The following is a 25,554-nucleotide window of genomic DNA, read 5'->3' as shown; positions in this document are numbered from 1 at the left end:
GTATCTGCCGCTTTCCTCGTCGCCCCTCTTCTGGCGTCTTTTCCCTCCCCTTTTCATGCACCGCACCATTTTTGACACACCGGTGGTCAACACCTTCCTGCGCGCGCTTTCGCGAATCACTTTGCGCCTGACGGGGTGGACGGTGGAGGGCCAGTTGCCCGACAAGGCGACCAAGAGCGTGCTGATTGCCGCGCCCCACACCAGCAACTGGGACTTGCCATACACGCTGATGCTGGCCTTTGTGCTGCGCCTGCGCGTGTTCTGGATGGGCAAGCACAGCCTGTTCAAAGGCCCGCTGGGGCCGGTGATGCGCTGGCTGGGGGGGATTCCGGTGAACCGTGAGCAGGCCAACAACCTGGTGGCCTCGTCGGCAGAGGCCATGCGCCTGGCCACCGGGCCCATGCAGCTGATCGTGCCGCCCGAGGGCACGCGTGGCAAAACCAAGCGCTGGAAAACGGGCTTTTATTTCATTGCCCAGCAGGCGGGCGTGCCCATCGTGCTGGCGTTTGTCGATTACGGCCGCAAGGTGGGGGGCCTGGGGCCGGTGTTTGAGCCCACTGGCGACCTGGAGCTGGACATGGCCGCCATCAAGGCTTTCTACGCACCCATTCGCGGCAAGAACCCGACACAGTTCGAGGTGTGAGTCTGTTTGGCATCAAAACAGGTTCTAACGCCCGAAAGATAAGCGCAGGCAGCTCCTTTTTCAGGAGTAAATTGTTCGCACGTTGTCTTACCCATCCACACTGCGTCTGTCGATTTTGCGGCTGAGCACGATGCTGGTCTGGGTCTGGTGCACCCCTTCGAGCTGGCCCACCTGATCGAGCAGGCGATCCAGCTGCTCATGGCTGGTGCAACGCAAGAACACCAGGTAGTCGAACGGCCCGCTCACGGCCGATACCTCTTCCACCTCGGGCATTGCGCCCAGCGCCCGCAGCACGGCGGGGCCCGCCTTGGGCATCACGCTCAAGCTGCACCAGGCGCGTACGGTGCTGGCGTCCAGCCGCGCGCCCAGGCGCACCCCGTAACCCGCCACCACGCCCGAACGTTCCAGCCGCGCAATGCGGGCTACCACCGTGGTGCGGGCCAAGCCCAGCTTGCGCGCCAGCAGGGCCGTGCCTTCGCGGGCGTTGGTCTGCAGCAGGCTGAGCAATTGGCGGTCAATATCGTCCAGAGAGGTGTTCATGGCAGGGCGCAGAAGGCTGGTTTGGTCGTATCGATGCAGGCATTCGACGGTTCGGCAGATATTAGCTCTGCTTTCGACGATTTGCTCACTACACATTGACAGAGCCCTTGCCTACGATGGCGGCACCGAATCGACACCGTGCCTGCCATACCTACAAGGAGACTTCACATGACCACCCGACACCCCGCCCATGCCTCTGCCGACCTGGATGTCACCATTCTCGGCGCGGGCCACATCGGCTTTGCCATAGCCTTGCTGCTCAAACAGGCCGGTGGCTACCGCCTGACGGTGGCCGACCGGGACCCCTCGCGCCTGGCCGAGGCCGCAGCGCTGGGCGTGCACACCCAGTTGCTCTCGGATGAGCCCAGCCTGCAAGCGGCGGTGCAGGGCCGCTTTGCCGTCCTCAACGCCCTGCCATACCACCGCGCGGTGTCGGTGGCCACGCTGTGTGTGCAGGCAGGCGTGCATTACTTTGACTTGACGGAAGACGTGCAAAGCACCCACGCCATCCGCCGCCTGGCGGCAGAGGGCAGGGCGGGCGGTGTGGCGCAGAGCGTGTTGATGCCCCAGTGCGGGCTGGCCCCAGGGTTCATCGGCATCGTGGGGCAAGATCTGGCTTCGCGCTTTGACACGCTGCACACACTGCGCATGCGTGTGGGCGCCTTGCCCCGCTACCCGCAGGGAGCCTTGCGCTACAACCTGACGTGGAGCACCGAGGGGCTGATCAACGAGTACTGCAACCCTTGCGAAGCCATTGTGGACGGTGTGCGCACCACGGTGCCTGCGCTGGAAGGGTTGGAAACCTTTGCGCTGGATGGGGTCGAGTACGAGGCCTTCAACACCTCGGGCGGGCTGGGCACGCTCACCGAAACGCTGGCGGGCAAGGCCAGGCAGGTGGATTACCAGTCCATTCGCTACCCCGGTCACTGCGCCATCTTGAAACTGCTGCTGAATGACCTGCGCCTGCGCGACCGGCGCGATTTGCTCAAGGACCTGCTGGAAACCGCCATTCCGACCACCGACCAGGACGTGATCGTGGTGTTTGCCACCGCATCCGGGCTGCGCGGCGGGCGGCTGGTGCAGCATTCGTATTCAGCACGCATCGTGGGCGCGCCCGTGGCGGGCCACACGCTCAGCGCCATCCAGCTCACCACGGCGGCGGGCATTTGCACGGCGCTGGACCTGGTGGCCCAGGGGCGTTTACCGCAAAAAGGGTTTGTGGGTCAGGAAGCCGTGCCGCTGGCCGACTTTTTGGACAACCGCTTTGGCGTGGCCTTCGCCGGGGGCGCCGTGGCGGTGGCGTAAGCAGCAGGGGACAGGGCGCCGCCGCGTTTTCGATCAGATCGTTAGGTGGCGGCTTGCAGCCCTCGCGCGAAGTGCGCCTGCATGGCGCGGCGCGTGCCTTCGGCGTCGTGCGCGAGCATGGCGTCCAGAATGGCGCGGTGCTCGCTCAGCGAATCTTCAATCCGCCCTTGCTTGAACAGCGAGTTGTGGCGGTTGAGCTTCATTACCTTGCGCAGGTCGGCCACCATCTGGCTGCGCCAGCGGTTGTCGGCCATGTCGAGCAAGGCCATGTGAAAACGCTCGTTCACTGAGAAAAAGGCTTCCCGGTTGCCAGCAGCCGATTCCAGCTCGGCGTGCAAATCGCGCAGGGTTTGCTGCTGCTCGGGCGTGGCGCGCTCGGCCACCACGCCTGCGGCGTCGCTCTCCAGCAGGCTGAGCAGGTGGTACACGTCGCGCAGGTCTTTTTCGCTCATCTCCGTCACATAGGCGCCACGTCGCACCTTCATCGTGACGAGGCCTTCAGCGGCCAGCACCTTCAACGCCTCGCGCAGGGGCGTGCGGCTGATGCCGAATTCTTCCGCAATCTTGAGCTCGTCGATCCAGCTGCCGGGCTCCAGTTCGCGGCGGAAGATGCGCTGGCGCAATTGCTCGGCAACTTCTTCGTACAGGGCTTTGGGCGTGAGGGTGATGACTGACATGGGCCAGATTGTAAGCTGTGCGGAATATTTTGAATGAATAATTATGAATGATGTAAACTTGCCGCCACATCGGAAACTGCCGAGCGTCGCGTGCGACGACCCCCAACGCCATCTTCGGAGAAGCCTTCGCCATGAGTGACACCCCCCAGAACAACGCCCCCGAGTTCGCACCTGCCTCGCTAGAGGCCTGGGCCAAGGCAGCGGCCAAATCGGCCCCCGGTGGCGATGTGAATGCGCTGAACTGGGTCACTCCTGACGGCATCACCGTCAAACCCCTCTACACATCGGCAGACACCAAAGACCTGCCTTACGCCGATACGCTGCCCGGCTTCGAGCCCTTCCTGCGCGGCCCCCAGGCCACCATGTATGCAGTGCGCCCCTGGACCATCCGCCAATATGCCGGTTTCTCCACCGCCGAAGAGTCCAACGCCTTCTATCGCAAGGCGCTGGCCGCCGGTGGGCAGGGCGTGTCGGTGGCGTTTGACCTGGCTACCCACCGGGGCTACGACTCCGACCACCCCCGTGTGACGGGCGATGTGGGCAAGGCCGGCGTGGCAATTGATTCGGTGGAGGACATGAAGATCCTCTTCAACGAGATTCCGCTCGACAAGGTGTCGGTCTCGATGACCATGAACGGCGCCGTGTTGCCCGTACTGGCGGGTTACGTGGTGGCAGCGGAAGAGCAGGGCGTCTCACAAGACAAGCTCAGCGGAACCATTCAGAACGACATTCTGAAAGAGTTCATGGTGCGCAACACCTACATCTACCCGCCCAAGCCGTCGATGAAGATCATTGGCGACATCATCGAGTACACGGCCAAGAACATGCCGAAGTTCAACTCGATCTCGATTTCGGGCTACCACATGCAGGAAGCCGGTGCCAACCAGGCGCTGGAGCTGGCCTTCACCCTGGCCGACGGCAAGGAATATGTGAAGACCGCCATCGCCAAGGGCATGGACGTGGACGAGTTTGCCGGGCGCCTGTCCTTTTTCTGGGCCATCGGCATGAACTTCTACCTGGAAGTCGCCAAGATGCGCGCTGCGCGCCTTTTGTGGTGCCGCATCATGAAGGGCTTCAACGCCAAAAACCCCAAGAGCCTGATGCTGCGTACGCACTGCCAGACCTCGGGCTGGTCGCTCACCGAGCAAGACCCCTACAACAACGTGGTGCGCACCACCATCGAAGCCATGGCGGCCGTGTTTGGCGGCACGCAATCGCTGCACACCAACGCGCTCGATGAAGCCATTGCACTGCCCACCGAGTTCAGCGCTCGCATTGCGCGCAACACGCAGCTCATCATCCAGGAAGAGACCCACATCACCAACGTGATCGACCCTTGGGCTGGCAGCTACATGATGGAAAAGCTGACGCAGGACATGGCGGACGCCGCCTGGAAGATCATCGAAGAGGTCGAAGCCATGGGCGGCATGACCCAGGCCGTGGACAGCGGCTGGGCCAAGCTCAAGATCGAAGCCGCTGCCGCAGAAAAGCAGGCGCGCATCGACAGCGGCAAGGACGTGATCGTCGGCGTCAACAAGTACAAGCTGGCCAAGGAAGACAAGGTCGATATCCTCGAAATCGACAACGTGAAGGTGCGCGACGGCCAGATTGCCCGCCTGCAAGAAATCAAAGCAAAACGCGATGCAGCCAAGGTGCAGCAAGCGCTGGATGCTCTCACTTCTGTAGCAGAGTCCGGCGAGGGCAACCTGCTTGAGCTGTCCATCCAGGCAATCCGCCTGCGCGCCACGGTGGGCGAAGTGTCTGATGCGCTGGAAAAGGTTTTCGGGCGCCACCGCGCCGATACGCAAAAGGTGACCGGTGTGTACGCAGCTGCCTATGACTCGGCCGAGGGCTGGGAAAAACTCAAGGCCGAAATTAACGCCTTTGCCGAAGACCAGGGCCGCCGCCCCCGCGTGATGATTGCCAAGCTGGGCCAGGACGGGCATGACCGTGGGGCCAAGGTGGTAGCCACCGCCTTTGCCGACCTGGGCTTTGATGTGGACATGGGCCCGCTCTTTCAGACCCCCGAGGAGTGCGCGCGCCAGGCGATTGAAAACGACGTGCACGCCGTGGGTGTGAGCACCCTGGCCGCGGGCCACAAAACGCTGGTGCCCGCCATCATTGCCGAGCTGAAGAAGCAGGGCGCGGACGACATCATCGTGTTCGTGGGCGGCGTGATTCCTGCGCAGGACTACGACTTTTTGTACGAAGCAGGCGTGAAGGGCGTCTATGGGCCTGGCACTCCCATCCCGGCCAGCGCCAAGGATGTGCTGGAGCAGATTCGCAAGGCGGTTGCGGCGTGACCCCTGAAGCGATCCAGCGCGGCATTGTGGGGGGCGATGGCCCCTTGCAGCGCCGCGCCATGGCCAAAGCCATCACGCTGCTTGAATCCACCCGCGCCGATCACCGCGCGCAGGCAGATGAGCTGCTCACGGCGCTGCTGCCCCACACGGGCAAGGCGTTCCGTCTGGGCATCAGCGGCGTGCCGGGCGTGGGCAAAAGTACCTTCATCGAGGCGCTGGGCCTGTACCTGATTGGTCAGGGGCATCGCGTGGCGGTGCTGGCGGTGGATCCTTCCAGCACGGTGTCCGGCGGCTCCATCCTGGGTGACAAGACGCGCATGGAGCATCTCTCCGTCAATGAACGCGCCTACATCCGCCCCAGCCCGAGCAGCGGCACGCTGGGCGGCGTGGCCGAGAAGACGCGCGAGGCACTGCTGGTGTGCGAGGCCGCGGGCTACGACGTGGTCATCATCGAAACCGTGGGCGTGGGCCAGTCGGAGACTGCTGTGGCGGGCATGACGGACCTGTTCGTGCTGATGCAGCTGCCCAATGCGGGCGATGACCTGCAGGCCATCAAGAAGGGTGTGATGGAGATTGCCGACCTGGTGGTCATCAACAAGGCTGACATCGACAAGAACGCCGCCACCCGGGCCGAGGCGCAGATCACTTCCAGCCTGCGCCTGCTCGGCCAGCACGGCAACCCCGAAAACGCCCACCATAACGAAGCCCAATGGCACCCCAAGGTCGTGCAGATCAGCGCGCTGCTGGGGCAGGGCGTGGATGGATTCTGGGCCGCAGTGAGCGAATACCAAAGGCTGCAAACCGCCAATGGCCGCCTGGCCCAGCGCCGCGAAAAGCAGGCTTTGGCCTGGATGTGGGAACGCATCGAGGCGGGCCTCAAGCTCGCCTTCCGCCAGCACCCGCAGGTGCGCACGCTGCTGCCGCAGTTGCAGCAAGACGTGGTGGCGGGGCGCATCGCGGCTTCTACTGCTGCAAGAAATCTGCTGCTGGCGCAGTCTGGACAAGCGCCAGCAGCTATTGAATAAATAGCAAATTCATTCCAACGAGACAGCATTTCACCGAAGGACGACCATGCAAGACATCCTGGACCAACTGGAGAAAAAGCGCGAACTTGCCCGCCTGGGCGGGGGCCAGAAGCGCATCGACGCCCAGCACAAGAAGGGCAAGCTGACTGCCCGCGAGCGCATTGAGTTGCTGCTGGACGACGGCACCTTTGAAGAATGGGACATGTTCGTGGAGCACCGCTGCACGGACTTTGGCATGCAGGACAACAAGGTGCCGGGCGACGGCGTGGTCACCGGCTACGGCATGATCAACGGCCGCCTGGTGTTCGTCTTCAGCCAGGACTTCACCGTGTTTGGCGGTGCTTTGAGCGAAACCCACGCCGAGAAGATCTGCAAGGTGATGGACCAGGCCATGAAGGTCGGCGCACCCGTCATTGGCCTCAACGACTCGGGCGGTGCGCGTATTCAGGAAGGCGTGGCGTCCCTGGGCGGCTATGCCGATGTGTTCCAGAAGAACGTGCTGGCATCGGGTGTGGTGCCTCAAATCAGCATGATCATGGGCCCCAGCGCCGGTGGCGCCGTGTACTCGCCCGCCATGACGGACTTCATCTTCATGGTGAAGGACAGCTCGTACATGTTCGTGACCGGCCCCGAAGTGGTCAAGACCGTGACGCACGAAGAAGTGACGGCCGAAGAACTGGGCGGCGCCATCACCCACACCACCAAGAGCGGTGTGGCCGACATGGCGTTCGAGAACGACGTGGAGGCGCTGATGATGCTGCGCCGCCTGTACAACTACCTGCCGCTCAACAACCGCGAAAAGGCCCCCGTGCGCAAGAGCAACGACCCGGCCGACCGCATGGACCGGAGCCTGGACACCCTGGTGCCCGAGAACCCCAACAAGCCGTACGACATGAAGGAGCTGATCCTCAAGACGGTGGACGATGGGGATTTCTTTGAACTGCAGCCCGAATACGCCAAGAACATCATCATCGGCTTTGCCCGCATGGAAGGCCAGACCGTGGGCATCGTGGCCAACCAGCCGCTGGTGCTGGCCGGCTGCCTGGACATCAAGTCGAGTATCAAGGCCGCGCGCTTTGTGCGCTTCTGCGATGCGTTCAACATCCCCGTGGTCACGTTTGTGGATGTGCCAGGTTTCATGCCCGGCACCAGCCAGGAATACGGCGGCATCATCAAGCACGGCGCCAAGCTGCTGTACGCGTACGCCGAGTGCACCGTGCCCAAGATCACCGTCATCACCCGCAAGGCCTACGGCGGCGCATACGACGTGATGGCGAGCAAGCACCTGCGCGGCGACGTGAACCTGGCCTGGCCCAACGCTGAAATTGCGGTGATGGGCGCCAAGGGCGCGGTGGAGATCATCTTCCGCGAAGACAAGAACGACCCCGTGAAGCTGGCTGCGCGTGAGGCCGAATACAAGCAGCGCTTTGCCAACCCGTTTGTGGCTGGTGCACGCGGCTTTATCGACGACGTGATCCTGCCGCATGAAACCCGCAAGCGCATCTGCCGCTCGCTGGTGATGCTGCAGAACAAGAAGATCGAGAACCCCTGGCGCAAGCACGGGAACATTCCCCTTTGAGCGGCACTGCCACAGCCCTTGGAAAGAGACAAAACATGTTCACCAAAATTTTGATTGCGAACCGTGGCGAGATCGCTTGCCGAGTGATCGCCACCGCCAAGAAAATGGGAATCGCCACCGTCGCCGTCTATTCCGACGCCGACAAGGAAGCACGCCACGTCAAGCTGGCCGACGAGGCCGTCAACATCGGCCCCGCACCCAGCCGTGAGAGCTATCTACAGGCCGAGAAGATCATTGCTGCCGCCAAGCAGACGGGCGCACAGGCCGTGCACCCCGGCTATGGCTTCCTTTCAGAAAACGAAGCCTTTGCCCAGCGCTGCGAAGACGAAGGCATTGCCTTCATCGGCCCAAAGGCGCATTCGATTGCGGCCATGGGCGACAAGATCGCATCCAAGAAACTGGCCAACGAAGCCAAGGTCAACACCATTCCGGGCTACAACGATGCCATTGCTGGCCCCGAGCAGGCGGTGGAGATTGCCAAGGGCATTGGCTACCCCGTGATGATCAAGGCATCGGCGGGCGGCGGCGGCAAGGGCCTGCGCGTGGCCTACAACGACAAGGAAGCGTTTGAAGGCTTTGCCAGCTGCCAGAACGAAGCCCGCAACAGCTTTGGCGACGACCGCATCTTCATCGAGAAGTTTGTGCAGGAGCCACGCCACATCGAGATCCAGATCCTGGGCGACAGCCACGGCAACGTGATCTACCTGAACGAGCGCGAGTGCTCCATCCAGCGCCGCCACCAGAAGGTGATTGAAGAGGCGCCATCGCCCTTCATCAGCGACGCCACGCGAAAGGCCATGGGCGAGCAGGCCGTGGCGCTGGCCAAGGCCGTGAAGTACCAGTCCGCAGGTACCGTGGAATTTGTGGTTGGCAAGGACCAGGATTTCTACTTCCTCGAAATGAACACCCGCCTGCAGGTGGAGCACCCGGTGACGGAGTGCATTACCGGCCTGGACCTTGTGGAGTTGATGATCCGCGTGGCGGCGGGCGAAAAGCTGCCCTTGACCCAGGCCGATGTGAAGCGCGACGGCTGGGCCATTGAGTGCCGCATCAACGCCGAAGACCCGTTCCGCAACTTCCTGCCTTCCACCGGCCGCCTGGTGCGCTTTCAGCCGCCGGAGGAGTCGATGTTCCAGTCCGATACGACCAAAAAATTGGGCGTGCGGGTGGACACGGGCGTGTACGAGGGTGGCGAGATCCCCATGTACTACGACTCGATGATCGCCAAGCTCATCGTGCACGGCACGGACCGCAACGACGCGATTGCCAAGATGCGCGCGGCGCTCAACGGGTTTGTGATTCGCGGCATCAGCAGCAACATCCCGTTCCAGGCGGCGCTGCTGGCACACCCCAAGTTTGTGTCGGGCGACTTCAACACCGGCTTCATCGCCGAGAACTACGGCAAGGGCTTCCACGCCGAAGATGTGCCGCACAGCGACCCGCTGTTTTTGGTGGCGCTGGCGGCTTTCATGCACCGCCGCTACCGCGCCCGCGCCTCGGGCATCAGCGGGCAATTGGCTGGGCATGAGGTCAAGGTGGGCGAGCAGTTTGTGGTGGTGACACTGGGCGCCGAAGGGCAGAACCAGCACCACGAGGTGATGGTGTCTGACTTTGAAAACAAATCGGGCTCCAGCGCAGTCACGGTAAGCGGCAAGAGCTATCAAATCAGTAGCAATGCCACGCTGGGCCAGATCCGCGTGCAGGGCGCCTGCAACGGCCAGGGCTTCACCGCCCAGGTGGAGCGGGGTGCGGGCAAGAACCCGCTGGCTCTGCGCATCCAGCACAACGGCACGCAGATCGAAGCCATGGTGCTCTCGCCCCTGGGCGCGCGCTTGCACCAGCTCATGCCTTACAAGGCGCCGCCAGATCTGTCCAAGTTCCTGCTCTCGCCCATGCCCGGCCTGCTGGTGGATGTGGCGGTGCAGCCCGGTCAGAAGGTGCAGGCGGGTGAGAAGCTGGCCGTGATCGAAGCCATGAAGATGGAGAACATCCTCTTCGCCGCGCAAGACGGCGTGGTCGGCAAGATTGTGGCGGGCAAGGGTGAGTCGCTGGCGGTGGACCAGGTGATTCTGGAATTCCAGTGATCTGCCGCTTGGTTTGCCAGGCATTCCAGAGGGGCCTTGCGCCCCTTTTAGTCTTTTTGGCCTCTGGCGCTTGATGGATAAGCGCTGGCAGCTATTAAATCAGGAGCATTCATGAGCACAACCCAACGCCCCTTCAAAGTCCTGGGCATCCAGCAAGTCGCCATTGGCGGCACCGACAAGCAACGCATGAAGACCTTGTGGGTGGACATGCTCGGCCTCACGCAGACCGGCACCTTCCAGAGCGAGCGCGAGAACGTCGATGAGGACATCCTGGCCATGGGCAAGGGTGCCTTCAAGGTGGAGGTGGACATCATGCAACCGCTGGACATTGACAAAAAACCCGCCGTGCACACCACGCCGCTCAACCACATCGGCCTGTGGATCGACGACCTGCCCAAGGCCGTGGAATGGCTCACCGCAAAGGGCGTGCGCTTTGCTCCCGGTGGCATCCGCAAGGGCGCTGCCGGCTACGACATCACGTTCTTGCACCCCAAGAGCAATGACGAGTTTCCGATTGCCGGGGAGGGCGTGCTGATTGAACTGGTGCAGGCCCCGGCGGATGTGATTGCGGCGCTGGGCTGAACCACCGCCCTGGGACATGGTCCCAACGGCAGACAGGGGGATTGAGCAGACGCCCCGAAACAGCCAACCCTTGAGGTTGGCTTTTTTTCGTCTGCATGGCGCAGATGTCTGCCGTTAAAAGCGCTCATTTTTGGAAGACTGGCGCGGGAGTTTGCCGGCAATAGACAGCAGATGAGGGTGGGTTGCGTGTAGCAGAAAAAGTGACTTTTCGAATGCTGTCAAGTTCGGCAAAAAATCATCAAAAGCCTTCTAACTGCTTCTAATTAATCTTCAATTTGCCGTCTTTTGCTGCACCTTTTTTATGATGGTTTTTATGGCCCTGATGGCTGGATTTACGCAATTTTTTGAACCAGAATCCGCCCTATTGCAAGCCCAGAGGCCCGGCACCACACATGGCGTGGTGACCGCCAAGGCCCAGGGGCGATTTCCAGATACACCGTTCAAGGAGCAAGCATGAACCCTGGCACGACGCCCCAAACCGTCCACATCCACCGCCCCTCGTCGCCTCAGGCTCGCCAGGCGGGCCCGTGGTCTGTCGAAGCCATTCAGCAATTGCTCGACAAGCCTTTGCTGGATCTGGTTTTCGAGGCCCAGACGGTGCACCGCCAGCACTGGCCTGCGGGCGACATCGAACTGGCCACACTGCTGTCGGTGAAAACCGGTGGCTGCCCTGAAAACTGCGGCTACTGCCCGCAGGCGGCCGAGTTCGACACCGGCGTGAAGGCCGAAAAGCTCATGGAAGTGGAGGAGGTGGTACGCGCCGCCCAGGCCGCGAAGGACGCAGGCGCCACCCGCTTTTGCATGGGCGCCGCCTGGCGCGCACCCAAAGACCGCGACATTGAAAAAGTCAGCGCCCTGATTGGCGCCGTGAAGGGCCTGGGCCTGCAGACCTGCGCCACGCTGGGCATGCTCGAGCCGCACCAGGCACAGGCATTGAAGGACGCCGGGCTGGACTACTACAACCACAACCTGGACACCGCCCCCGAGTACTACACCGACGTGGTGAGCACCCGGGCCTATCAGGACCGGCTGGACACGTTACAGAACGTGCGCGCTGCAGGCATCAGCGTGTGCTGCGGCGGCATTGTGGGCATGGGCGAGGCGCCGGTGCACCGTGCGGGCCTGATTGCGCAGCTGGCCAACCTGCAGCCATACCCTGAATCGGTGCCCATCAACAGCCTGGTGCGCGTGCCCGGCACGCCGCTGGCCGACAGCGAACCCATCGACCCGTTTGACTTTGTGCGCGTGATTGCGGTGGCCCGCATCACCATGCCCAAGGCGCGCGTACGCCTGTCGGCCGGGCGCCAGCAAATGGGCGAAGCCGTGCAGGCGCTGTGCTTCATGGCCGGGGCCAATTCCATCTTTTACGGCGACAAGCTGCTGGTGACAGGCAACCCCGATGTGGATGCTGATGTGCAGTTGCTGGCCAAGCTGGGCCTGAACGGCCACCGCACCACAACCACCCAAGACGACCACGCCCTCGCTGCCTGAGGCGCGCCCCTGCCGCGGCGGGCGTTGCCAGGGCAGCATGGCCGAGCTGGCTGCTTCAAAGCGGCTCGTCGCGCGATGTCAGTTCAATGCGCTCCATGGGCAGATCAGCGGCCAGGCGGTCTACCTCGGCCAGCCTTGCGGGATCTGCGTCGGCAAACTCCTGGGCGATGCGCCGGTGGACAAGGAAGCGGGGGAGGGTCTTGGGATGAAGATTTCTTGCGCGCCGCCCTTTGTGGCGCCACGTGCTTTTGCTGCGCCAGGCCGGAGAGGATTTGTCGCTCCCCGGTGGCATGAAGCTCAAGCGGTGGCTGCGGCCATGGTGCCCCAGGCCTTCAAAGCTTCGGCCGTGTACATCAGTGCTGGGCCGCCCCCCATGTAGACGCACACGGCTAGCATCTCTTCCAGCTCGGTGCGGGTAGCGCCCAGCTTTTGCAGTGCCTTGACGTGAAAACCGATGCAGCCAGAGCAGCGCTGGGTGACGCCGATGGCCAGGGCAATCAATTCTTTGTGCTTGCTGCTGAGCGCGCCCTCGGCCATGGAGGCCTGCGCCAGTTGTGAAAAGCCTCGCATGGTCTCGGGCTGGGCCTTGCGGAAAGTAGTCAGGCTCTCGTTGATGCCCTGGATCAGGCCTGCGTGGTCAAAAGTACTCATTGCATGTTCCTCGCGGTACGCGCGGCAGTGCCGCGCTGGGGTTACTTCTTCAGTGGGCAGGTGTTGATGCCCAGCAGGGTGTACGCGGGGCAGAACCTAAACAGCCCGGTGGCAAGAGGTATTACCCCCAGCCAGCCCCACCACCCTACGGTGCCAGTCGCCGCCAGGGCAATGAGCACGAGACCGGCAACGATCCGCAATACGCGATCTATGGTTCCGACGTTGAATTTCATGGTTCCTCCAGAGGGTTGTGGTGCCCCACCATGAGGCACCTTTGGGACAAGGGAAAAATTAGGTGGCGTGTACGGCCTGTTGTCTATTCAAACGATGGCTGCTCTGCCCGCGCTACCGACTTGCCGGCAGTCACCCATGCATCAAATCCGCCAGCAATGGACTGCACGTTCAAGTAGCCCATGCTTTGCAGCGCGCAGGCTGCCAGCGCGGCGCGGCCGCTCGTCTTGCAATACAGCACGATTCGGGTGTCACGCGCTGCCAGAGCAGGGGTGCCGCTGAGTTTGAATTCCAGCACGCCGCGCGCCATGTGCACCGCACCCGAAATGTGCCCAGCCATGTACTCGTCGGCTTCACGCACATCGATCAGCACGTCCGCCTGCTGAATGGCTTTTTCCGCCAGATCCAGCGGCACCTCCTGCACGTGCAGCTTGGCGTCTTGCACGAGGTCGTGGGCATTTTTCATGGGTGTTTCCTCAAAGATGAGTAGTTGGACGGGATTGGTCTGGCTGAATGAACTAGCGTATAGTATGTTGACGTATATATTGTTGATCAATAGACTATAGTCAATGAAATTGAATATGGAGTCGATGGAAATGGACGTTGACGGCACCACTGCCATGGACTTGGCAACCATGCGGCGTTCGGCAGATACGGCTTGCAGGCTGATGAAGGCGTTGTCCAACCCCGACCGCTTGCTTTTGCTGTGCCAACTCACCGAGGGCGAGAAGCGGGTAGGGGAGCTGGAGGAGCTGGTCGGCATTGGTCAGCCTACGCTGTCGCAGCAATTGGGGGTCTTGCGGGAAGAAGGCTTGGTCAGTACCCGCCGTGAGGGCAAAAACATCTATTACCAGATCGCCAGCCCACAGGCCTTGGCCGTCATGGGCGTGCTGTTTCAGCAGTTTTGTGTGCCTGAAACCAGTGAGATCGCATAGGCTTCGCTATGGGCCTTGGACTGATTGCTTGGGCGGGGTGCCGAAGCGCCGCCAGGGTTTCTTGCCAAGTCACTTCCCATCGAGGAAAACCGCAAAGTCTTCTTGAATCGCACCTTGATGAAGGTGCTTTTTCTTTTTCCTCGGCAGGCAAAAAATTAAATACACGATGAGCGCACGCATTCTGATCGTCGAAGATCATGCCGATCTCCGCCATTTGATTCGAATGATGCTGGAGTTCGATGGCTATGAAATCTATGAGGCTTCAGATGCGTCTGAAGGTTTAGAGATGGTTAACCGAGTGCGTCCGCATCTACTGGTGCTGGACATCATGCTTCCGGGTGGCATGAACGGCCTGGACTTGTGTCGTCTCTTGAAAACCAATCCTGCTCTGGGACTGCCTGCGGTGGTGTTGGTGACAGCGCGTGGTCAGCCCCGAGATATTGAAGCGGGGCTTGCTGCTGGCGCTGATGCCTATCTGGTGAAACCCTTCAATTCCATGAAGCTTCTTGAAATCGTGAAGCGTCTCTGTGAAAAGTCCGCACATTAATGTGTTGGGTTGGCTGAGAGAAATTTTGCCGTCCAACACATTCGTTGAAGCGTCCTGCAGATCGGTACGTCGCCAGTTCCGGCAGTCAGCTCGGCGCTGGCCCTAGAGGCAAGCACTAGATCCTCAGCAGTTGATGCTGGGAGTACAAAAGGCATATCTCCGCCGTACACCTAATTGTTTTCGATGTTTGTTGCTACGTTATTTAACATAATATACATCGTATCAAGTCGAACAGGCTCTTAGAGGTGGGTGAAAAGATCGCCGCAGCGCTTGCTCCACTTGTAGCGACTGCCGCGCCAGTCGCTACCAAGAACTTTCCCAAGACCCGCGCCAGCTGGTCGCCTTTCTCCGTTCCCTCGTGCTTTTCGATGTGCGCACGAACGAGGGTTTGTATCGGATCAATTCCCGCAATTGCAGCTATCCGCGCCTGATCTTCTGGCGGGCATGGCTTCGTCCCGTTCTTCCACATCGAGACCATGGCGGGCGGTATCCCTAGCGCTTTTCCAAGCGCTGAGACTGTTCCTGTTTTTTCTAAAGCCCTGTCGATTAGCTCGGGTATTTGTTTCATGGGTGCTACCTTCTTGGTATAAACGCTACCAGTTTGGTATTACCTGCTTGGTATTACCTTTTTGGTCACCCCTAAGTCTAAACCTGCAAATCTGATTTGTCATGAAGTACCACATTGACCTCTATGACGAGCCTTTTTTTTGCCCCGCCTGCGGTTGGGAGGGCACCGGCCATGAGGCAGACGATATGGATGGGTACGACGGCTGCATAGACATGGATGTAAGCCACATGGTTTGCCCACGCTGCGCCTCTGACGTGGAGTGCGCCGAATGAGAGTCGTTACGCCGCGCAACCGGGATCAATGGCTGAGCATCGCTCAATTTTTGGGTGGCTTCGTGCCTTCCTTTGACCAGGCGGCGCTGTCCGCAGAAGGGGCCCCGCTCCGCGGGGAAGTGGCGGATTGCGCCGCCCTCTCGCAACCCCTCCCCGATGGTAATCACGGGGAGAACCTGAACGAGGCACAAGCATGACTCGAGCCAAGAAAACCGATCTGGTCTTGGACGGTAATGAAGTCAAGCTCCGTTTGACTGCTGAGCGGCAGAAGACAAAACAGGTTGTTCATGTCGATTGGGTGCGCTTCACCTGCAACCTCCGCGCAGCTCCTGCCCCGACTGTTGATGACCTTTTTCCCCTTCACGATTCGCCTCGCTTTTCTGACGACGTGGACAGGACAAAGCGCCTCGCTCAGGCTCTGCGCGAATTGCCTGACCCCGACTTTGCAGCCAGCGCCCAAGCCAAAGCCTTGGCCGAACAAGTCTGCGAAGCCCTCGGCCCTGATTTCTCCGTGTACCCCGAGATTCGCAAGGGTCACGACTTTTACCGCTTCCGCTGGTCGATCGTCCGCAACGAAGTTGAATGCGGCTGGGTCGGCTACTTGGCATCGGGCGACAGCCCACGCCAAAACGCCCAGGCCAAAACCATTCACTGTAACCTCTACGGAACCGCCTGCACCTTCGCAGAGACCGGCTTTAATCACGGCCTTGCCAACATCGTAGAAGCCACTTGCGCGACGATCACCCGCGTTGATCTGGCGCTAGATTTCTTCGACGGTTTCAGCGGCGGCATGGATCGCGTGAAGTCCGAATATCAGGCGGGCCTGATGGATCACTGCGGCAAGCAACCTAAGTGCAACCTGGTTGGCGACTGGTGCAACGGTCGTGCACGCTCTTTCTATTTCGGTAGCAAGGAAGCGGGCAAACAAACCAACGTCTATGAGAAGGGCCACCAGCTATTCGGCCCCAAGGACGATAGCCCATGGATTCGCGCTGAATTGCGCTGGGGCAACAAGCTCCGCGTGCTCGAGTCCGACATTCTCCGCCGCCCTGCTGACTTTTTCGCAGGTGCCAGCGAATGGCATTCCCGCCTTCTCCGTGAAGCCGGTGCCCAGGTCACTCCCGAGCCTGTGCCCACCACAAAGCGCCTCGCCGCTGAAACCATCTGCGCAGAAGTTAAGCGCAATGTGCAATGGCTCATGGACACGGCTGCACCCAGCATCGCGCTTTGTTTCGAGCACCTCGGCAATACCGACTTCATCGAAGAAATCCTCTTCAACAAGAAGGCCCCAGGCCGCTTGCAGAAGTTCAGCAAGCAAGAGATATCCGGCGCGTTTGAACGTGCCTTCGCTCGCGTTCTCGCCCCCCGCACTGGCCATGCGCGGATGGCATCAACATTGGCCGTTTAGGAACCTCAATCATGAAGATGAAAAACACCGCCGTGCTCCACGGCATCAAGTCCAGCAAGGGCGAAATTGAAGGGCGTGGGTTTGATTCCACTACCTTTCACCTCTCGGTGGATATCGCGTCCAGCCAGTCCGGTGACTCCATCGGCGTTGTTACCCGCCCTTTCAAGTTTGGCGACTCCACCGAGTTCCAGAAGTGGGCACACCTTAAGGACAAATGGCCCCTCGGCGGCATCCTCTGCGACTGTGAATTCGACGTCGTTGCCGGTGCTGACAACAGCGTCAAGCTGACCCTGTTGGGCATCAAGCCAGCCTCCACTAAGGCCCCTGCCTAAGTCATGCGCTTCGTCATCCAGTCGCGCACTACGGGCGCATTTCTCGCCCCCAATCCAGACGATGGGCAGCCCGAATGGGTGATGTTGCTCACTGAGGCTGCAACGCTGGATGACCTCGAAACCTGCGCCCAGCTTATCGAGGATCACACCGAGCCTTTCCACCGTCCCCAGGTCATTGACTTGGACAACCTCTATCAACAGGCAAACACAAATGGCTAATTTCGCTTGCGGCCTTTGCGGGCATGAAGGTCACCTTATCGAGTTCAAGACGGGATCACATGAAGTCTTCGACGCTGACATTGAGGAACTGATTGAAGTCGATGAACTCGAGTGCCCCGAGTGTGGCAATCCAGAGCCTTACGAAACCTGAGGCCCACCCATGTGCACCCCAATCGAGTGCTACGCCTGCGGTTTCGTTGGCACCGAAGCGGATTTTCAGCCCCGCTCTGACGAGGCTGCAAACGCTGCTTTGCCTGAGTGTCCTGAATGCGAATCCATCCTTGCTGGTGAAGACTACGAGGGCATTTTTTAATCATGCTTGTTCTCACCTGCACCACTGAAACAAACCCCTGCCCCCCTTCTGAGCAGGTCTGGGTCAGCCTGGAAGCCTTGCTTGATCCTGCCTTGGTCGGCATCACACCCGAGCTTGTTTTGAAGGTCATCTCTTGGGGTTTTGGCTTCGTGTTTTCAAGTTTCCTCATTGGCTGGCTGCTATCCATTGCCGTTGGCATGGTGCGCAAGCTTTGAGAGTCCACAGCGTCAAGGCTTCGGCCTTCGCGGTGTCGATTCCCGATACCTTTTCAACAACTTTTTTCAAGGAAAAAATCATGCGCTTCAACTTCAAAAACAAAGTTTCTCAAGCTTTCCTGGCTGCTGGCGTGATGGTCGCCAGCGCGGTGCCTGCCCACGCTGCTTCTGACTGGAACGCCTTCATCGATGCGGTTGATCTCTCTGGCATCGCCGCTAAGGTGGTCGCCGCTGGCCTGCTGATCATTGGCGTTGCCATCGCCTTTAAGGGTCCCGACCTCGCTAAGCGCATCGTGCGCAAGGTCTAAGAAATCAAGGTTTACCCATGATTTCCGGCGCCCTCGTCGCTCTGTTCTTTGCCCTTATGGGCATGCTCGGCGGCTTGGGTGCCGTCTGTTTTGTGCTTGGCTTCCGGTCGAACCCATGATCAAAAAAGCCCTCATTGCTGCTGCTGCCCTGTTTGCTCTTTCTGCTCATGCTGGATACGCCCAGCTTGCTGCACCAGCTGGCTATGCTGCCGCCTCTGGCGGTCACACCTATGCAGCCGCCGCTAACGATCAGGTTTTTGGCCGCGTCGTCCACCAGCCCGGTGGATTGACTGCCAACGTAGGCGGCCAAGCCGTCAAGATGCCAGCAGCCTATCGCCTCGCCGCCAATGCGCCGCGTGTCGCTGCTGCCGTTATCTTTATGCATCCGGGCGTTCGTACAGCAGTTGGCATTGCGGGATGGTTGTTGACTGCAAAACTTGTATGGGATGAGGCAAGCCAAACATGGCGCGAGAAGTCCGATCCGGTGGACGGTACCGAGTACGGCGTTTATGTCCACCCGACCGGGGATAAGTGGTTTACTAGTGCATCTTCTGCTTGCAGCTACTGGAAAGGTGCAAGCGGTATCACTATTGGCACTGCAAGTGTCGAGGGTTCAACTTGTTCCGTCGTTTACGTCGATGCCCAAGGCACTAAATGGCCCCAAGGCTCCACAACCATCAACACCCGCACGGGCCCGGGCGGCTGTCCATCCAACACCGAAGCAACTCCGGGCGGTTGCTTGAGTCCAGCACTCACGCAGCCCCAATTTGTGGACATTCTGAACCCTGCAAACAATCCGGGGTGGCCCATGCCCAGCACCGTCCCGCTGGAACTGCCGCGCCCTACGGCGCTCCCTGTTGAACAGCCGTTCATTAACCCAGCACCCGGCGAAAATCCCGCCAATCGTCCCTTGCGGGTTCCCACTGGCGAACCTCAGCCAATTCCCAACACCAATCCCCAGCAGTGGCGGCAACCGTATGTTGATATCGTTCCAGCACCAACCCCGGAAAGCCCTTGGCGCGTCGATGTAAAGCCCGGCGAAGTCACCAGCACCGATCCAAACCCGGTTCAGAACCCAAAGCCTGACGCACAAGAGAAGCCAGCAGAAGAGAAGGATAAAAGCCTCTGCGAAAAGTATCCAGAAATCGCCGCCTGTGAGAAGGTCGAGGTAACGGATAAGCCGTTGCCAGATCAGCCTAAGCTCTACGAACCCAAATACCCAGACGGAATAACCGGCGTGTGGAATTCCAAGCTTCAGGAAATAAAGGCAACGCCTTTATTTAATCTCGCTCCCTCTCTGCTGCCCAACGTTTCCGCCGGCACTTGCCCATCGTGGAAAGTCGATCTCAGCATTGACGGTTGGACGAACGCAGGGTTGCAAGACGTGAGTCCCCCATGTTGGGTGTGGGACGTTGCAAAGCTGGTCATCATTGCCAGTGCTCTTTTGCTGGCGCGTCGTTTGATTTTTGGCGGTTGAGATGGGCAAATTCTTTTCAATGCTGCTCGAGAAAATCACGGCTGTTATTGCGTGGTTTTCTGATTTGGCCGTGGCCGTTTTTAAGGCCGCGTGGGATTTCGCAAAAGATGTAATTTGCTGGCCTCTTGACCAGTTCCTCTCCATCATCGTCGGCCTTTTTCAGGGTATGCAGTTTGACGCCATTACCGCGAACCTCGGTGCCTGGTCGTCCATGCCTGCGGAAATCATCAACATCTTGGGCTTGCTCGGCGTCGGCCCTGCCTCCGGCATCATCGTTGCAGCTATTGCTATTCGCCTTGTCCTTCAGCTCATTCCCTTTACTAGGCTCGGCTCATGATCAACGGTCTTGAAGGCATCCCCGGCTCTGGCAAAAGCTATGAGGCTACCGTTTATCACGTGTTGGCTGCTCTCCAGACTGGTCGCCTTGTTATCACAAACTTGCCTCTTAATGTCGAGGTGTTTGCGGCCATCGATCCCGCTTATCGTTCTTTGATCCAGATTCGCCGCAGGCCTGCCCCTGTCCTCGGCGTTTGGGATGCAAACGCAATCGACGATAACGGGGACGGACAAGCGTTCAAGCTCTTTTCTGAATCCACTTCACTCAGTGAAGTTGTCCACGTCGCTGACCATCAATCAGCCAAGGCCTCAGCCCCTGTCTTTGGTTCTGTCTGGGACTATCACACCACATGGAAGCACCCAGAAACCCGCCAGGGCCCCCTCTACGTCATTGATGAATGCCACGTGTCGTTCCCCAAGCTGGGAACTGATCCCCAGGTGGTCGAGTGGTTCAAGCTCCACCGGCACTTCAATGCCGATGTGTTGTTGATGACCCAAAATTTCCGCGACATAAACCAGCCCATTGCTGGGCTTGTTGCGATGCTCATCAAGGTCAGGAGCGCCGACATTTTGGGCAAGAAGGGGCGTTACATACGCAAGGTGCATGCGGGCTACCGTGGCGCTGTCATCACCACCGAAGAGCGCGAATACAAGCCCCAATATTTCCCGCTCTACAAGAGCCACACCAACGGCAATTCAGTTTCTGAAAGTGCAGCTACGGACGTTAAGAGTGAGTACCGCGCGTTCATGCTGTTTTCGCGTGCCTTCTATGTCGTCGCTGCCCTGGCTTGCATTTGGGCCTTCTGGCCTTCAGAAAAGCCGCAGAAGGCTACCAGGCCCGCTCCCCCTGTCGATGTGTCATCCCTCCCCCAGGATGACCTAATGCGCGCTGCATTTCCACCGTCTCAGCCAGTCCAAAAGCCTGCCCCTGCACCTCTCCAAAACAGCCAGGAGGAGCCGTCCCAGGTCGATGATCCTGAGCCATATGCAACCAAGGGTTTGCACCTCACCGGCCGAATCACCATGGGGGATAAAACGGTATATACCTTTTCAGTCAGTAGTTCCGGCCAGCGCATTGCCACCTTGGATAGTCGAGAGTTGAAAGCCGCTGGCTACACCTGGGAACCCCTGACCGACTGCGCCGGTATTCTTCGTTTCAAGACCAAAGCTATTGCCATCACTTGCGATGCACCCGCCATGGCTTCCGGGTCAAACGATAAGCCTCTGGTGCTTGAAGTCCCTGAGGGCGGCGACGCTCCTACTGGCTCCAGTCGCACTACCCCGCGCACTTCCGCAAGCTTTCAGCCTCCACCAGCTCAGCAGCCATATTCAACGCCTGCTGATGTTGTCGCGGCATACCGCCCAAGGTAGCCTTATCTCTCGCGCCTGTACCTTTTGGGCGTGTACACCGTCTGCACCGGCTTGAAGTCCGCTTGTGCCTTTGCAGACCTCATGAGCGGGCGGCTCCGCCTGCGCATCCTGCGCAAACCGCTGAACAAGGCAAAGATGGCCAGCACTGCAAAGGTGCTGGCAGTCCACGGGTTAGAAGCGGCCCAGGCCGCGATGGCTGCAAGGTTCATGCGGCCCTATTTTTACATCTCGCTCCAGCGCACCATTTCTATATCGATCAGCCGCGCTTTGAATGGGTTGCAGTTGCTCGTATCTTTGGTAAACACCAGACCTAGCGACATGCACGACTGGCGAACACTGCGGGCCAGCTCGCGGGCCTTCCGTGCCGCTTCCTTTGCCCAGCTCGGGGTGCTTTTCTTCTCGGGGTACTTAACGCGCCCTGCCGCCTTGAACGCAGCGCCCCGAGCTGCCCGAATCGCGCGCAAAACCCGCGTGGTGGGCCTGCCTGTAGCCCACACCAGCAAACGCCCGAACTGCAACGGGAGTTGCAGGGCCAGTGCTTCCGGGTGCTTTCTGTAGTTTGCTGCGATCATGGTTATCTGCCTTTCGTGTACCGGGCCCCTAGATTCCGAGCCGGGACAACTGTTGTCTGTTGCCCGTGCAAGCTGCCCTCGCTTGCACCGTTCCCCTGAGTTCTTCGCCGTGCCATAAGGAAACCCAGGGGGTGCCCCCGGAAATGGGAGGGTTTGTCAATCGCAGATTTACGGATACCCATTGCAGGGGGCACCCCCTGGGTTACCGTTGGCCGAAGAGGCGAAGAAATCAGGGGAATGGTGTAGGGCGCACTGGTTGACGGGCAACGGACGGCGCGCGCCGAGCGCCTTAAGCAAAGGAACTTTGCTCTAGCTAGGCCCAACGGGCCGGTATTAGGTGAGGCCAACAGGCCGAGGGCAACGCCCTTGCGTTAGGGATCGTTAGTGCGAATAACTACCCTAAAAACAACAACTGTTGCAAAAAAGATACGCAATAAAAAAGCCCCTTGACGGGGCCTACTTTGATAAACTGTATCTATGGAAATGCGAAAAGTGATTTAACTTTACTATACATCGTATCTAGTAATATAGCTGTGCTGCGATGGGGCCAGAATCGCTACTTCGTTGGTACCACTTTGGACGTTAAACCTGCCACACGCATCACCCGGCGCAATGCTGAGGCCGGTTCCCAGCGCATTCTCTTCCGGCGTTTCTGTAGCAACCGACCTCACATCCGTTTCAACCCTGCGGTACACGTCTGAGCAATGCAGCCACATTGCCCGATTCGGCGGTCGCACGCTGTACGCGCATGCCACCACCACCTGCTTGGTTTTTGACGTGCCGGCACAATCGAAGGCATGAGATTCCTTCACACCATGCTGCGCGTTGGCAACCTTCAACGCTCTATCGACTTCTACACCAAGGTGCTGGGCATGCAACTGCTGCGCCAGTCTGAAAACCCCGAATACAAGTATTCGCTGGCGTTTTTGGGATTTGAGGGGGGCAACCCAGGCCAGGCAGAAATTGAACTGACCTATAACTGGGGCGTGGAAAGCTATGACCACGGCAACGCCTATGGTCATATCGCGCTGGGCGTTCCTGACGCGTATGCCGCCTGCGAGAAGATCAAGGCCGCTGGCGGCAACGTCACGCGCGAAGCGGGCCCCGTCAAAGGCGGCACCACCGTGATTGCCTTCGTCACCGATCCAGACGGGTACAAGATTGAATTGATTCAGCGGGCTGAGGGCGCTGCAGGCGCTGGCTTGCGCTGACCTGAACCTGGTCACCAAGCGCATTGGCAACATGCCAGCCATCTTGCCAATTACTCTCAAAATGATAGCTGCTAGCGCTTGATGGATAAGCGCTAGCAGCTATTTTTATTGAAATTTTCTCGGCAGGATTACTTCACCAAGCCCAGCACTTCCTTGAAGTCAGGGTGCTCGCAAGTGCGCAGCCATTCAAAGGCCACCATTTCGGTGGTGACCAGCTCTGCGCCCGCGCCGGCCAGCCGGTCAAACGCTGCATCGCGGTTGCGCTCGGTGCGTGAACCGCAGGCGTCGGTCACCACCCACACTTCAAACTCATCTTCCATCAAGTCCAGCGCTGTTTGCAACAGGCAGACATGGGCTTCGCATCCGGCAATCACAATCGTGCCGCGCTCAGGGGCCTGTTGCGCTGGCTTTTGCAGGTGCTTGGGCAGGCTGCGGGCATTGCCGCCCTGCTGGGGCTTGGCGGGTGGGCGCAGCCATTCGCCCAAACCTTCTTCCGCAGCGCTGAAGTGCATTTTTGCCAGGGTGCGGTTGCACAGCGCGCGCAAGTCGGCATCGTTGGCACCCAGACGCGATGGATTTTGCTCGGTGCCCCACACCGGCACGCCCAGCGTGCGCGCCACACGGGCCAGCAAGCGGGCGTTGGCCAGAACGGCCGGTCCATCGTGGATAGCGGGCATCAGGCGTGCCTGGTAGTCCACCAGCACAAGTTGGGATTCGTCAGCGTCGAGCAGCATGGTTGTATCGCCCAGGGTGGCGTGTTTTCTGAAACAGGCCGCATTGTCGCAGCAGACGCAGCGGCAGCTGAAGACCGCACCTCATGCAAAGCAGACCCGGTTGCGATGCAAAATTGCAAAACATTGTCACAAAAATGACAGTACTTCCCTAGGCAAGAGCCTGATGTAGGTCATGTGCCAGCCTTCCCGTAGGCCGTTTTCGCCAGCGAGCGTGGTACCCTTCGCCCCCATGTCCAAATGGCTTTGTTCAATCCTCATCGTTTTTGCCACCGCCGCGCATGCCGCGCCCCCAGAAGCTAACACCGACGAAATCGACCGTTTGCTGGCAGACAAGGGCTTTTTGTCGCAGTTGGAACAGGTTCGCCACAGCGTCTCGGACAAGGCACACACCGTGGCAGGTAGGGCTTCTGACCTGGTGGTGAACGCCATGGGCTTCTTGGGCGTGCCCTACAAGCGCGGCGGCAACAGCGCAGAAACCGGTTTTGATTGCAGCGGCTTTGTCCGGGCGATCTACCAGCAAACCGTGGGCATGGTCTTGCCCCGCCGTGCGGACCAGCAAGCGGCATCCACCCAGGTGATCGACAAGAAAGAACTGCAGCCGGGCGACCTGGTTTTTTTCAACACCATGCGCCGCACCTTCAGCCACGTAGGCATTTATGTGGGCGACGGCAAGTTCATTCATTCCCCCCGCAGTGGCTCGGAAGTGCGCGTGGAAGACATGCGCCAAAGCTACTGGCAGCGCCGCTTTGATGGCGCCCGCCGGGTGGCGCCAACGGCTGGCACCCAGGTCGGCCAGGTGGACGACATCAAGTAAGCGTGCACAGGCGGCTTGCGGGCCGCCTCGGTTTTCGCGCTGTCCCGGTCGTTGCAAAATGGGCGCTCTACGCTTGAGTGCCCTAAGACCTTCCCCCTCCCTCCTTTCAAAACGTTTCCAGCAATCGCCTGGTGCATTGCCCTGGCTGGGTTGAATTGCGCCCTGCCAGCAGCGGCCGAGTCGCCCATGTACACGGATGACGCGGGCACCCTTGCCCAGGGCGGAGTGAAGCTGGAAGCCGTTGCGTTCCGCGACGACAAGACCCGGGGCGTGGATTTGGTGGTGGGCGCAGGCGTTCTTCCGGGTCTGGAGATGGAAGCCGTGCTGGGCCGTGCCAAAGACAGGCAGTACGAACCCGCCACCACCTACCGGGGCCTGGGCTTTGGGCTGAAATGGGTGCCTTTGCAGAGCGACACCGGCTGGTCTGCAGGCGGGCGGCTGGATTGGGGGCGCACACGGGTGCGGGACGATGCCACCCCCGGGCGCTGGACCGAGCGCGAATTTACCTTAACCGCCCTGGCCACCTACCGCATTGCCAGCGGGCAAGCGCTGCACTTGAACGCGGGGCGCAAGGTGGTGAAGGCGCAGGGCGCAAGCCAGAGCGCAGCCACCTGGGCGGCGGGCTACGAATGGCCGCTGGCGCAGCAACTTCAAGCCACCGCCGAGGTGTACGGTGAACAACGCTTGCGGCCCGACAAAGCGATGGGGCTGCGCTACGAGATTGCCGAGGGCTTGAAGGTGTCGGTTGCCGCAGGTCGTGGCAATGGCCGTACTTTTGGCCAGGTGGGCATGGCCTGGGAGTTCTAAAAGC

Annotated in this window: 29 protein-coding genes; 22 read left to right on the top strand and 7 right to left on the bottom strand. The window is 60.0% G+C overall.

Going from position 1 to position 25,554, the window contains the following annotated elements; translation table 11 throughout:
* Positions 1-55: 55 nt before the first annotated feature.
* Positions 56-643, top strand: a complete 588-nt coding sequence (locus PQV96_RS09095) for a lysophospholipid acyltransferase family protein (RefSeq protein ID WP_273625059.1) — start codon at positions 56-58, stop codon at positions 641-643.
* An 87-nt stretch (positions 644-730) separates the two neighbouring features.
* Here PQV96_RS09095 and PQV96_RS09090 read toward each other — a convergent pair whose 3' ends face one another.
* Positions 731-1,183: an Lrp/AsnC family transcriptional regulator gene (locus PQV96_RS09090; RefSeq protein ID WP_273625058.1), complete on the bottom strand. Its 453-nt coding sequence runs from the start codon at positions 1,181-1,183 to the stop codon at positions 731-733.
* A 168-nt stretch (positions 1,184-1,351) separates the two neighbouring features.
* On the opposite strand from PQV96_RS09090, the gene PQV96_RS09085 reads away from it, so the two are divergent.
* Positions 1,352-2,488, top strand: coding sequence for a saccharopine dehydrogenase family protein (locus tag PQV96_RS09085; RefSeq protein ID WP_273625057.1), 1,137 nt, complete (start codon positions 1,352-1,354; stop codon positions 2,486-2,488).
* Between the two features lie 41 nt (positions 2,489-2,529).
* Here PQV96_RS09085 and PQV96_RS09080 read toward each other — a convergent pair whose 3' ends face one another.
* Positions 2,530-3,165, bottom strand: a complete 636-nt coding sequence (locus PQV96_RS09080) for a GntR family transcriptional regulator (RefSeq protein WP_273625056.1) — start codon at positions 3,163-3,165, stop codon at positions 2,530-2,532.
* Positions 3,166-3,296: 131 nt separating this feature from the next.
* On the opposite strand from PQV96_RS09080, the gene scpA reads away from it, so the two are divergent.
* The 6 genes from scpA (at position 3,297) to bioB (ending at position 12,229) form a co-directional block, all read left to right on the top strand.
* Positions 3,297-5,468 carry a methylmalonyl-CoA mutase gene (scpA, locus tag PQV96_RS09075; RefSeq protein ID WP_273625055.1) on the top strand — a complete coding sequence of 724 codons (2,172 nt, stop codon included), beginning with the start codon at positions 3,297-3,299 and terminating at the stop codon, positions 5,466-5,468.
* Positions 5,465-6,493 carry a methylmalonyl Co-A mutase-associated GTPase MeaB gene (gene meaB / locus PQV96_RS09070; protein WP_207374813.1) on the top strand — a complete coding sequence of 343 codons (1,029 nt, stop codon included), beginning with the start codon at positions 5,465-5,467 and terminating at the stop codon, positions 6,491-6,493. Before scpA ends, meaB begins: the two co-directional genes overlap by 4 nt.
* Positions 6,494-6,539: 46 nt before the next feature.
* Positions 6,540-8,072, top strand: coding sequence for an acyl-CoA carboxylase subunit beta (locus PQV96_RS09065; protein WP_273625054.1), 1,533 nt, complete (start codon positions 6,540-6,542; stop codon positions 8,070-8,072).
* 35 nt (positions 8,073-8,107) lie between these two features.
* Positions 8,108-10,156 carry an acetyl-CoA carboxylase biotin carboxylase subunit gene (accC, locus tag PQV96_RS09060; RefSeq protein ID WP_207374815.1) on the top strand — a complete coding sequence of 683 codons (2,049 nt, stop codon included), beginning with the start codon at positions 8,108-8,110 and terminating at the stop codon, positions 10,154-10,156.
* Positions 10,157-10,267: 111 nt separating this feature from the next.
* Positions 10,268-10,738, top strand: coding sequence for a VOC family protein (locus tag PQV96_RS09055; RefSeq protein WP_207374816.1), 471 nt, complete (start codon positions 10,268-10,270; stop codon positions 10,736-10,738).
* Positions 10,739-11,191: 453 nt separating this feature from the next.
* Complete coding sequence (bioB, locus tag PQV96_RS09050) at positions 11,192-12,229, top strand: biotin synthase BioB (protein WP_207374818.1); 1,038 nt, start codon at positions 11,192-11,194, stop codon at positions 12,227-12,229.
* A 297-nt stretch (positions 12,230-12,526) separates the two neighbouring features.
* Here bioB and PQV96_RS09045 read toward each other — a convergent pair whose 3' ends face one another.
* The 3 genes from PQV96_RS09045 to PQV96_RS09035 form a co-directional block, all read right to left on the bottom strand.
* Entirely contained in the window at positions 12,527-12,880 is a 354-nt protein-coding gene (locus PQV96_RS09045; RefSeq protein WP_207374819.1) for a carboxymuconolactone decarboxylase family protein, read from the bottom strand.
* Positions 12,881-12,921: 41 nt separating this feature from the next.
* Positions 12,922-13,113, bottom strand: coding sequence for a YgaP family membrane protein (locus tag PQV96_RS09040; RefSeq protein ID WP_044394699.1), 192 nt, complete (start codon positions 13,111-13,113; stop codon positions 12,922-12,924).
* Positions 13,114-13,196: 83 nt separating this feature from the next.
* Positions 13,197-13,577: a rhodanese-like domain-containing protein gene (locus tag PQV96_RS09035; protein WP_207374820.1), complete on the bottom strand. Its 381-nt coding sequence runs from the start codon at positions 13,575-13,577 to the stop codon at positions 13,197-13,199.
* A 103-nt stretch (positions 13,578-13,680) separates the two neighbouring features.
* Between PQV96_RS09035 and PQV96_RS09030 the strand changes: the two genes are divergently transcribed.
* The 11 genes from PQV96_RS09030 (at position 13,681) to PQV96_RS08980 (ending at position 21,412) form a co-directional block, all read left to right on the top strand.
* Positions 13,681-14,046 carry an ArsR/SmtB family transcription factor gene (locus PQV96_RS09030; protein WP_242638257.1) on the top strand — a complete coding sequence of 122 codons (366 nt, stop codon included), beginning with the start codon at positions 13,681-13,683 and terminating at the stop codon, positions 14,044-14,046.
* Positions 14,047-14,212: 166 nt separating this feature from the next.
* Positions 14,213-14,593, top strand: coding sequence for a response regulator transcription factor (locus tag PQV96_RS09025; protein WP_207374821.1), 381 nt, complete (start codon positions 14,213-14,215; stop codon positions 14,591-14,593).
* A gap of 669 nt (positions 14,594-15,262) precedes the next feature.
* On the top strand, positions 15,263-15,433 hold the full coding sequence (locus PQV96_RS09020) for a hypothetical protein (protein ID WP_273625053.1): 171 nt from the start codon (positions 15,263-15,265) through the stop codon (positions 15,431-15,433).
* A gap of 193 nt (positions 15,434-15,626) precedes the next feature.
* Positions 15,627-16,841 (top strand): replication initiation factor domain-containing protein, encoded by a 1,215-nt coding sequence (locus PQV96_RS09015; protein ID WP_273625052.1) that lies wholly within the window; start codon positions 15,627-15,629, stop codon positions 16,839-16,841.
* Positions 16,842-16,852: 11 nt separating this feature from the next.
* Positions 16,853-17,173, top strand: a complete 321-nt coding sequence (locus tag PQV96_RS09010) for a hypothetical protein (RefSeq protein ID WP_273625051.1) — start codon at positions 16,853-16,855, stop codon at positions 17,171-17,173.
* Between the two features lie 3 nt (positions 17,174-17,176).
* Positions 17,177-17,392, top strand: a complete 216-nt coding sequence (locus tag PQV96_RS09005) for a hypothetical protein (protein ID WP_273625050.1) — start codon at positions 17,177-17,179, stop codon at positions 17,390-17,392.
* Between the two features lie 315 nt (positions 17,393-17,707).
* Complete coding sequence (locus PQV96_RS09000; protein WP_273625049.1) at positions 17,708-17,920, top strand: hypothetical protein; 213 nt, start codon at positions 17,708-17,710, stop codon at positions 17,918-17,920.
* Between the two features lie 32 nt (positions 17,921-17,952).
* Positions 17,953-18,228, top strand: a complete 276-nt coding sequence (locus PQV96_RS08995; protein ID WP_273625048.1) for a hypothetical protein — start codon at positions 17,953-17,955, stop codon at positions 18,226-18,228.
* 115 nt (positions 18,229-18,343) lie between these two features.
* The gene (locus PQV96_RS08990; protein ID WP_273625047.1) at positions 18,344-19,705 is read left to right on the top strand and encodes a hypothetical protein; all 1,362 of its coding nucleotides are present in this window, start codon (positions 18,344-18,346) and stop codon (positions 19,703-19,705) included.
* 1 nt (position 19,706) lies between these two features.
* Positions 19,707-20,042, top strand: coding sequence for a DUF2523 family protein (locus tag PQV96_RS08985; RefSeq protein ID WP_273625046.1), 336 nt, complete (start codon positions 19,707-19,709; stop codon positions 20,040-20,042).
* Positions 20,039-21,412 carry a zonular occludens toxin domain-containing protein gene (locus PQV96_RS08980; RefSeq protein WP_273625045.1) on the top strand — a complete coding sequence of 458 codons (1,374 nt, stop codon included), beginning with the start codon at positions 20,039-20,041 and terminating at the stop codon, positions 21,410-21,412. The genes PQV96_RS08985 and PQV96_RS08980 overlap by 4 nt, the downstream gene beginning before the upstream one ends.
* A gap of 221 nt (positions 21,413-21,633) precedes the next feature.
* Here the strand turns inward: PQV96_RS08980 and PQV96_RS08975 are convergent, their stop codons facing one another.
* Positions 21,634-21,984, bottom strand: coding sequence for a hypothetical protein (locus PQV96_RS08975; RefSeq protein WP_273625044.1), 351 nt, complete (start codon positions 21,982-21,984; stop codon positions 21,634-21,636).
* A gap of 797 nt (positions 21,985-22,781) precedes the next feature.
* Between PQV96_RS08975 and gloA the strand changes: the two genes are divergently transcribed.
* Positions 22,782-23,195 (top strand): lactoylglutathione lyase, encoded by a 414-nt coding sequence (gene gloA / locus PQV96_RS08970; RefSeq protein ID WP_066695315.1) that lies wholly within the window; start codon positions 22,782-22,784, stop codon positions 23,193-23,195.
* Positions 23,196-23,323: 128 nt separating this feature from the next.
* Here the strand turns inward: gloA and PQV96_RS08965 are convergent, their stop codons facing one another.
* Complete coding sequence (locus PQV96_RS08965) at positions 23,324-23,929, bottom strand: isochorismatase family protein (protein WP_207375156.1); 606 nt, start codon at positions 23,927-23,929, stop codon at positions 23,324-23,326.
* A gap of 229 nt (positions 23,930-24,158) precedes the next feature.
* On the opposite strand from PQV96_RS08965, the gene PQV96_RS08960 reads away from it, so the two are divergent.
* Together PQV96_RS08960 and PQV96_RS08955 are read left to right on the top strand one after the other, a co-directional pair.
* Positions 24,159-24,743 carry a C40 family peptidase gene (locus PQV96_RS08960; protein WP_273625043.1) on the top strand — a complete coding sequence of 195 codons (585 nt, stop codon included), beginning with the start codon at positions 24,159-24,161 and terminating at the stop codon, positions 24,741-24,743.
* 186 nt (positions 24,744-24,929) lie between these two features.
* Positions 24,930-25,550: a hypothetical protein gene (locus PQV96_RS08955; protein WP_273625042.1), complete on the top strand. Its 621-nt coding sequence runs from the start codon at positions 24,930-24,932 to the stop codon at positions 25,548-25,550.
* The last annotated feature ends 4 nt before the right edge of the window (positions 25,551-25,554 follow it).

It is taken from the genome of Acidovorax temperans (assembly GCF_028596105.1).
GTDB classification, from domain to species: domain Bacteria; phylum Pseudomonadota; class Gammaproteobacteria; order Burkholderiales; family Burkholderiaceae_C; genus Acidovorax; species Acidovorax temperans.
Note: the sequence above shows the minus strand (reverse complement) of the source record. Positions and strands in the feature narration are given on the sequence as shown.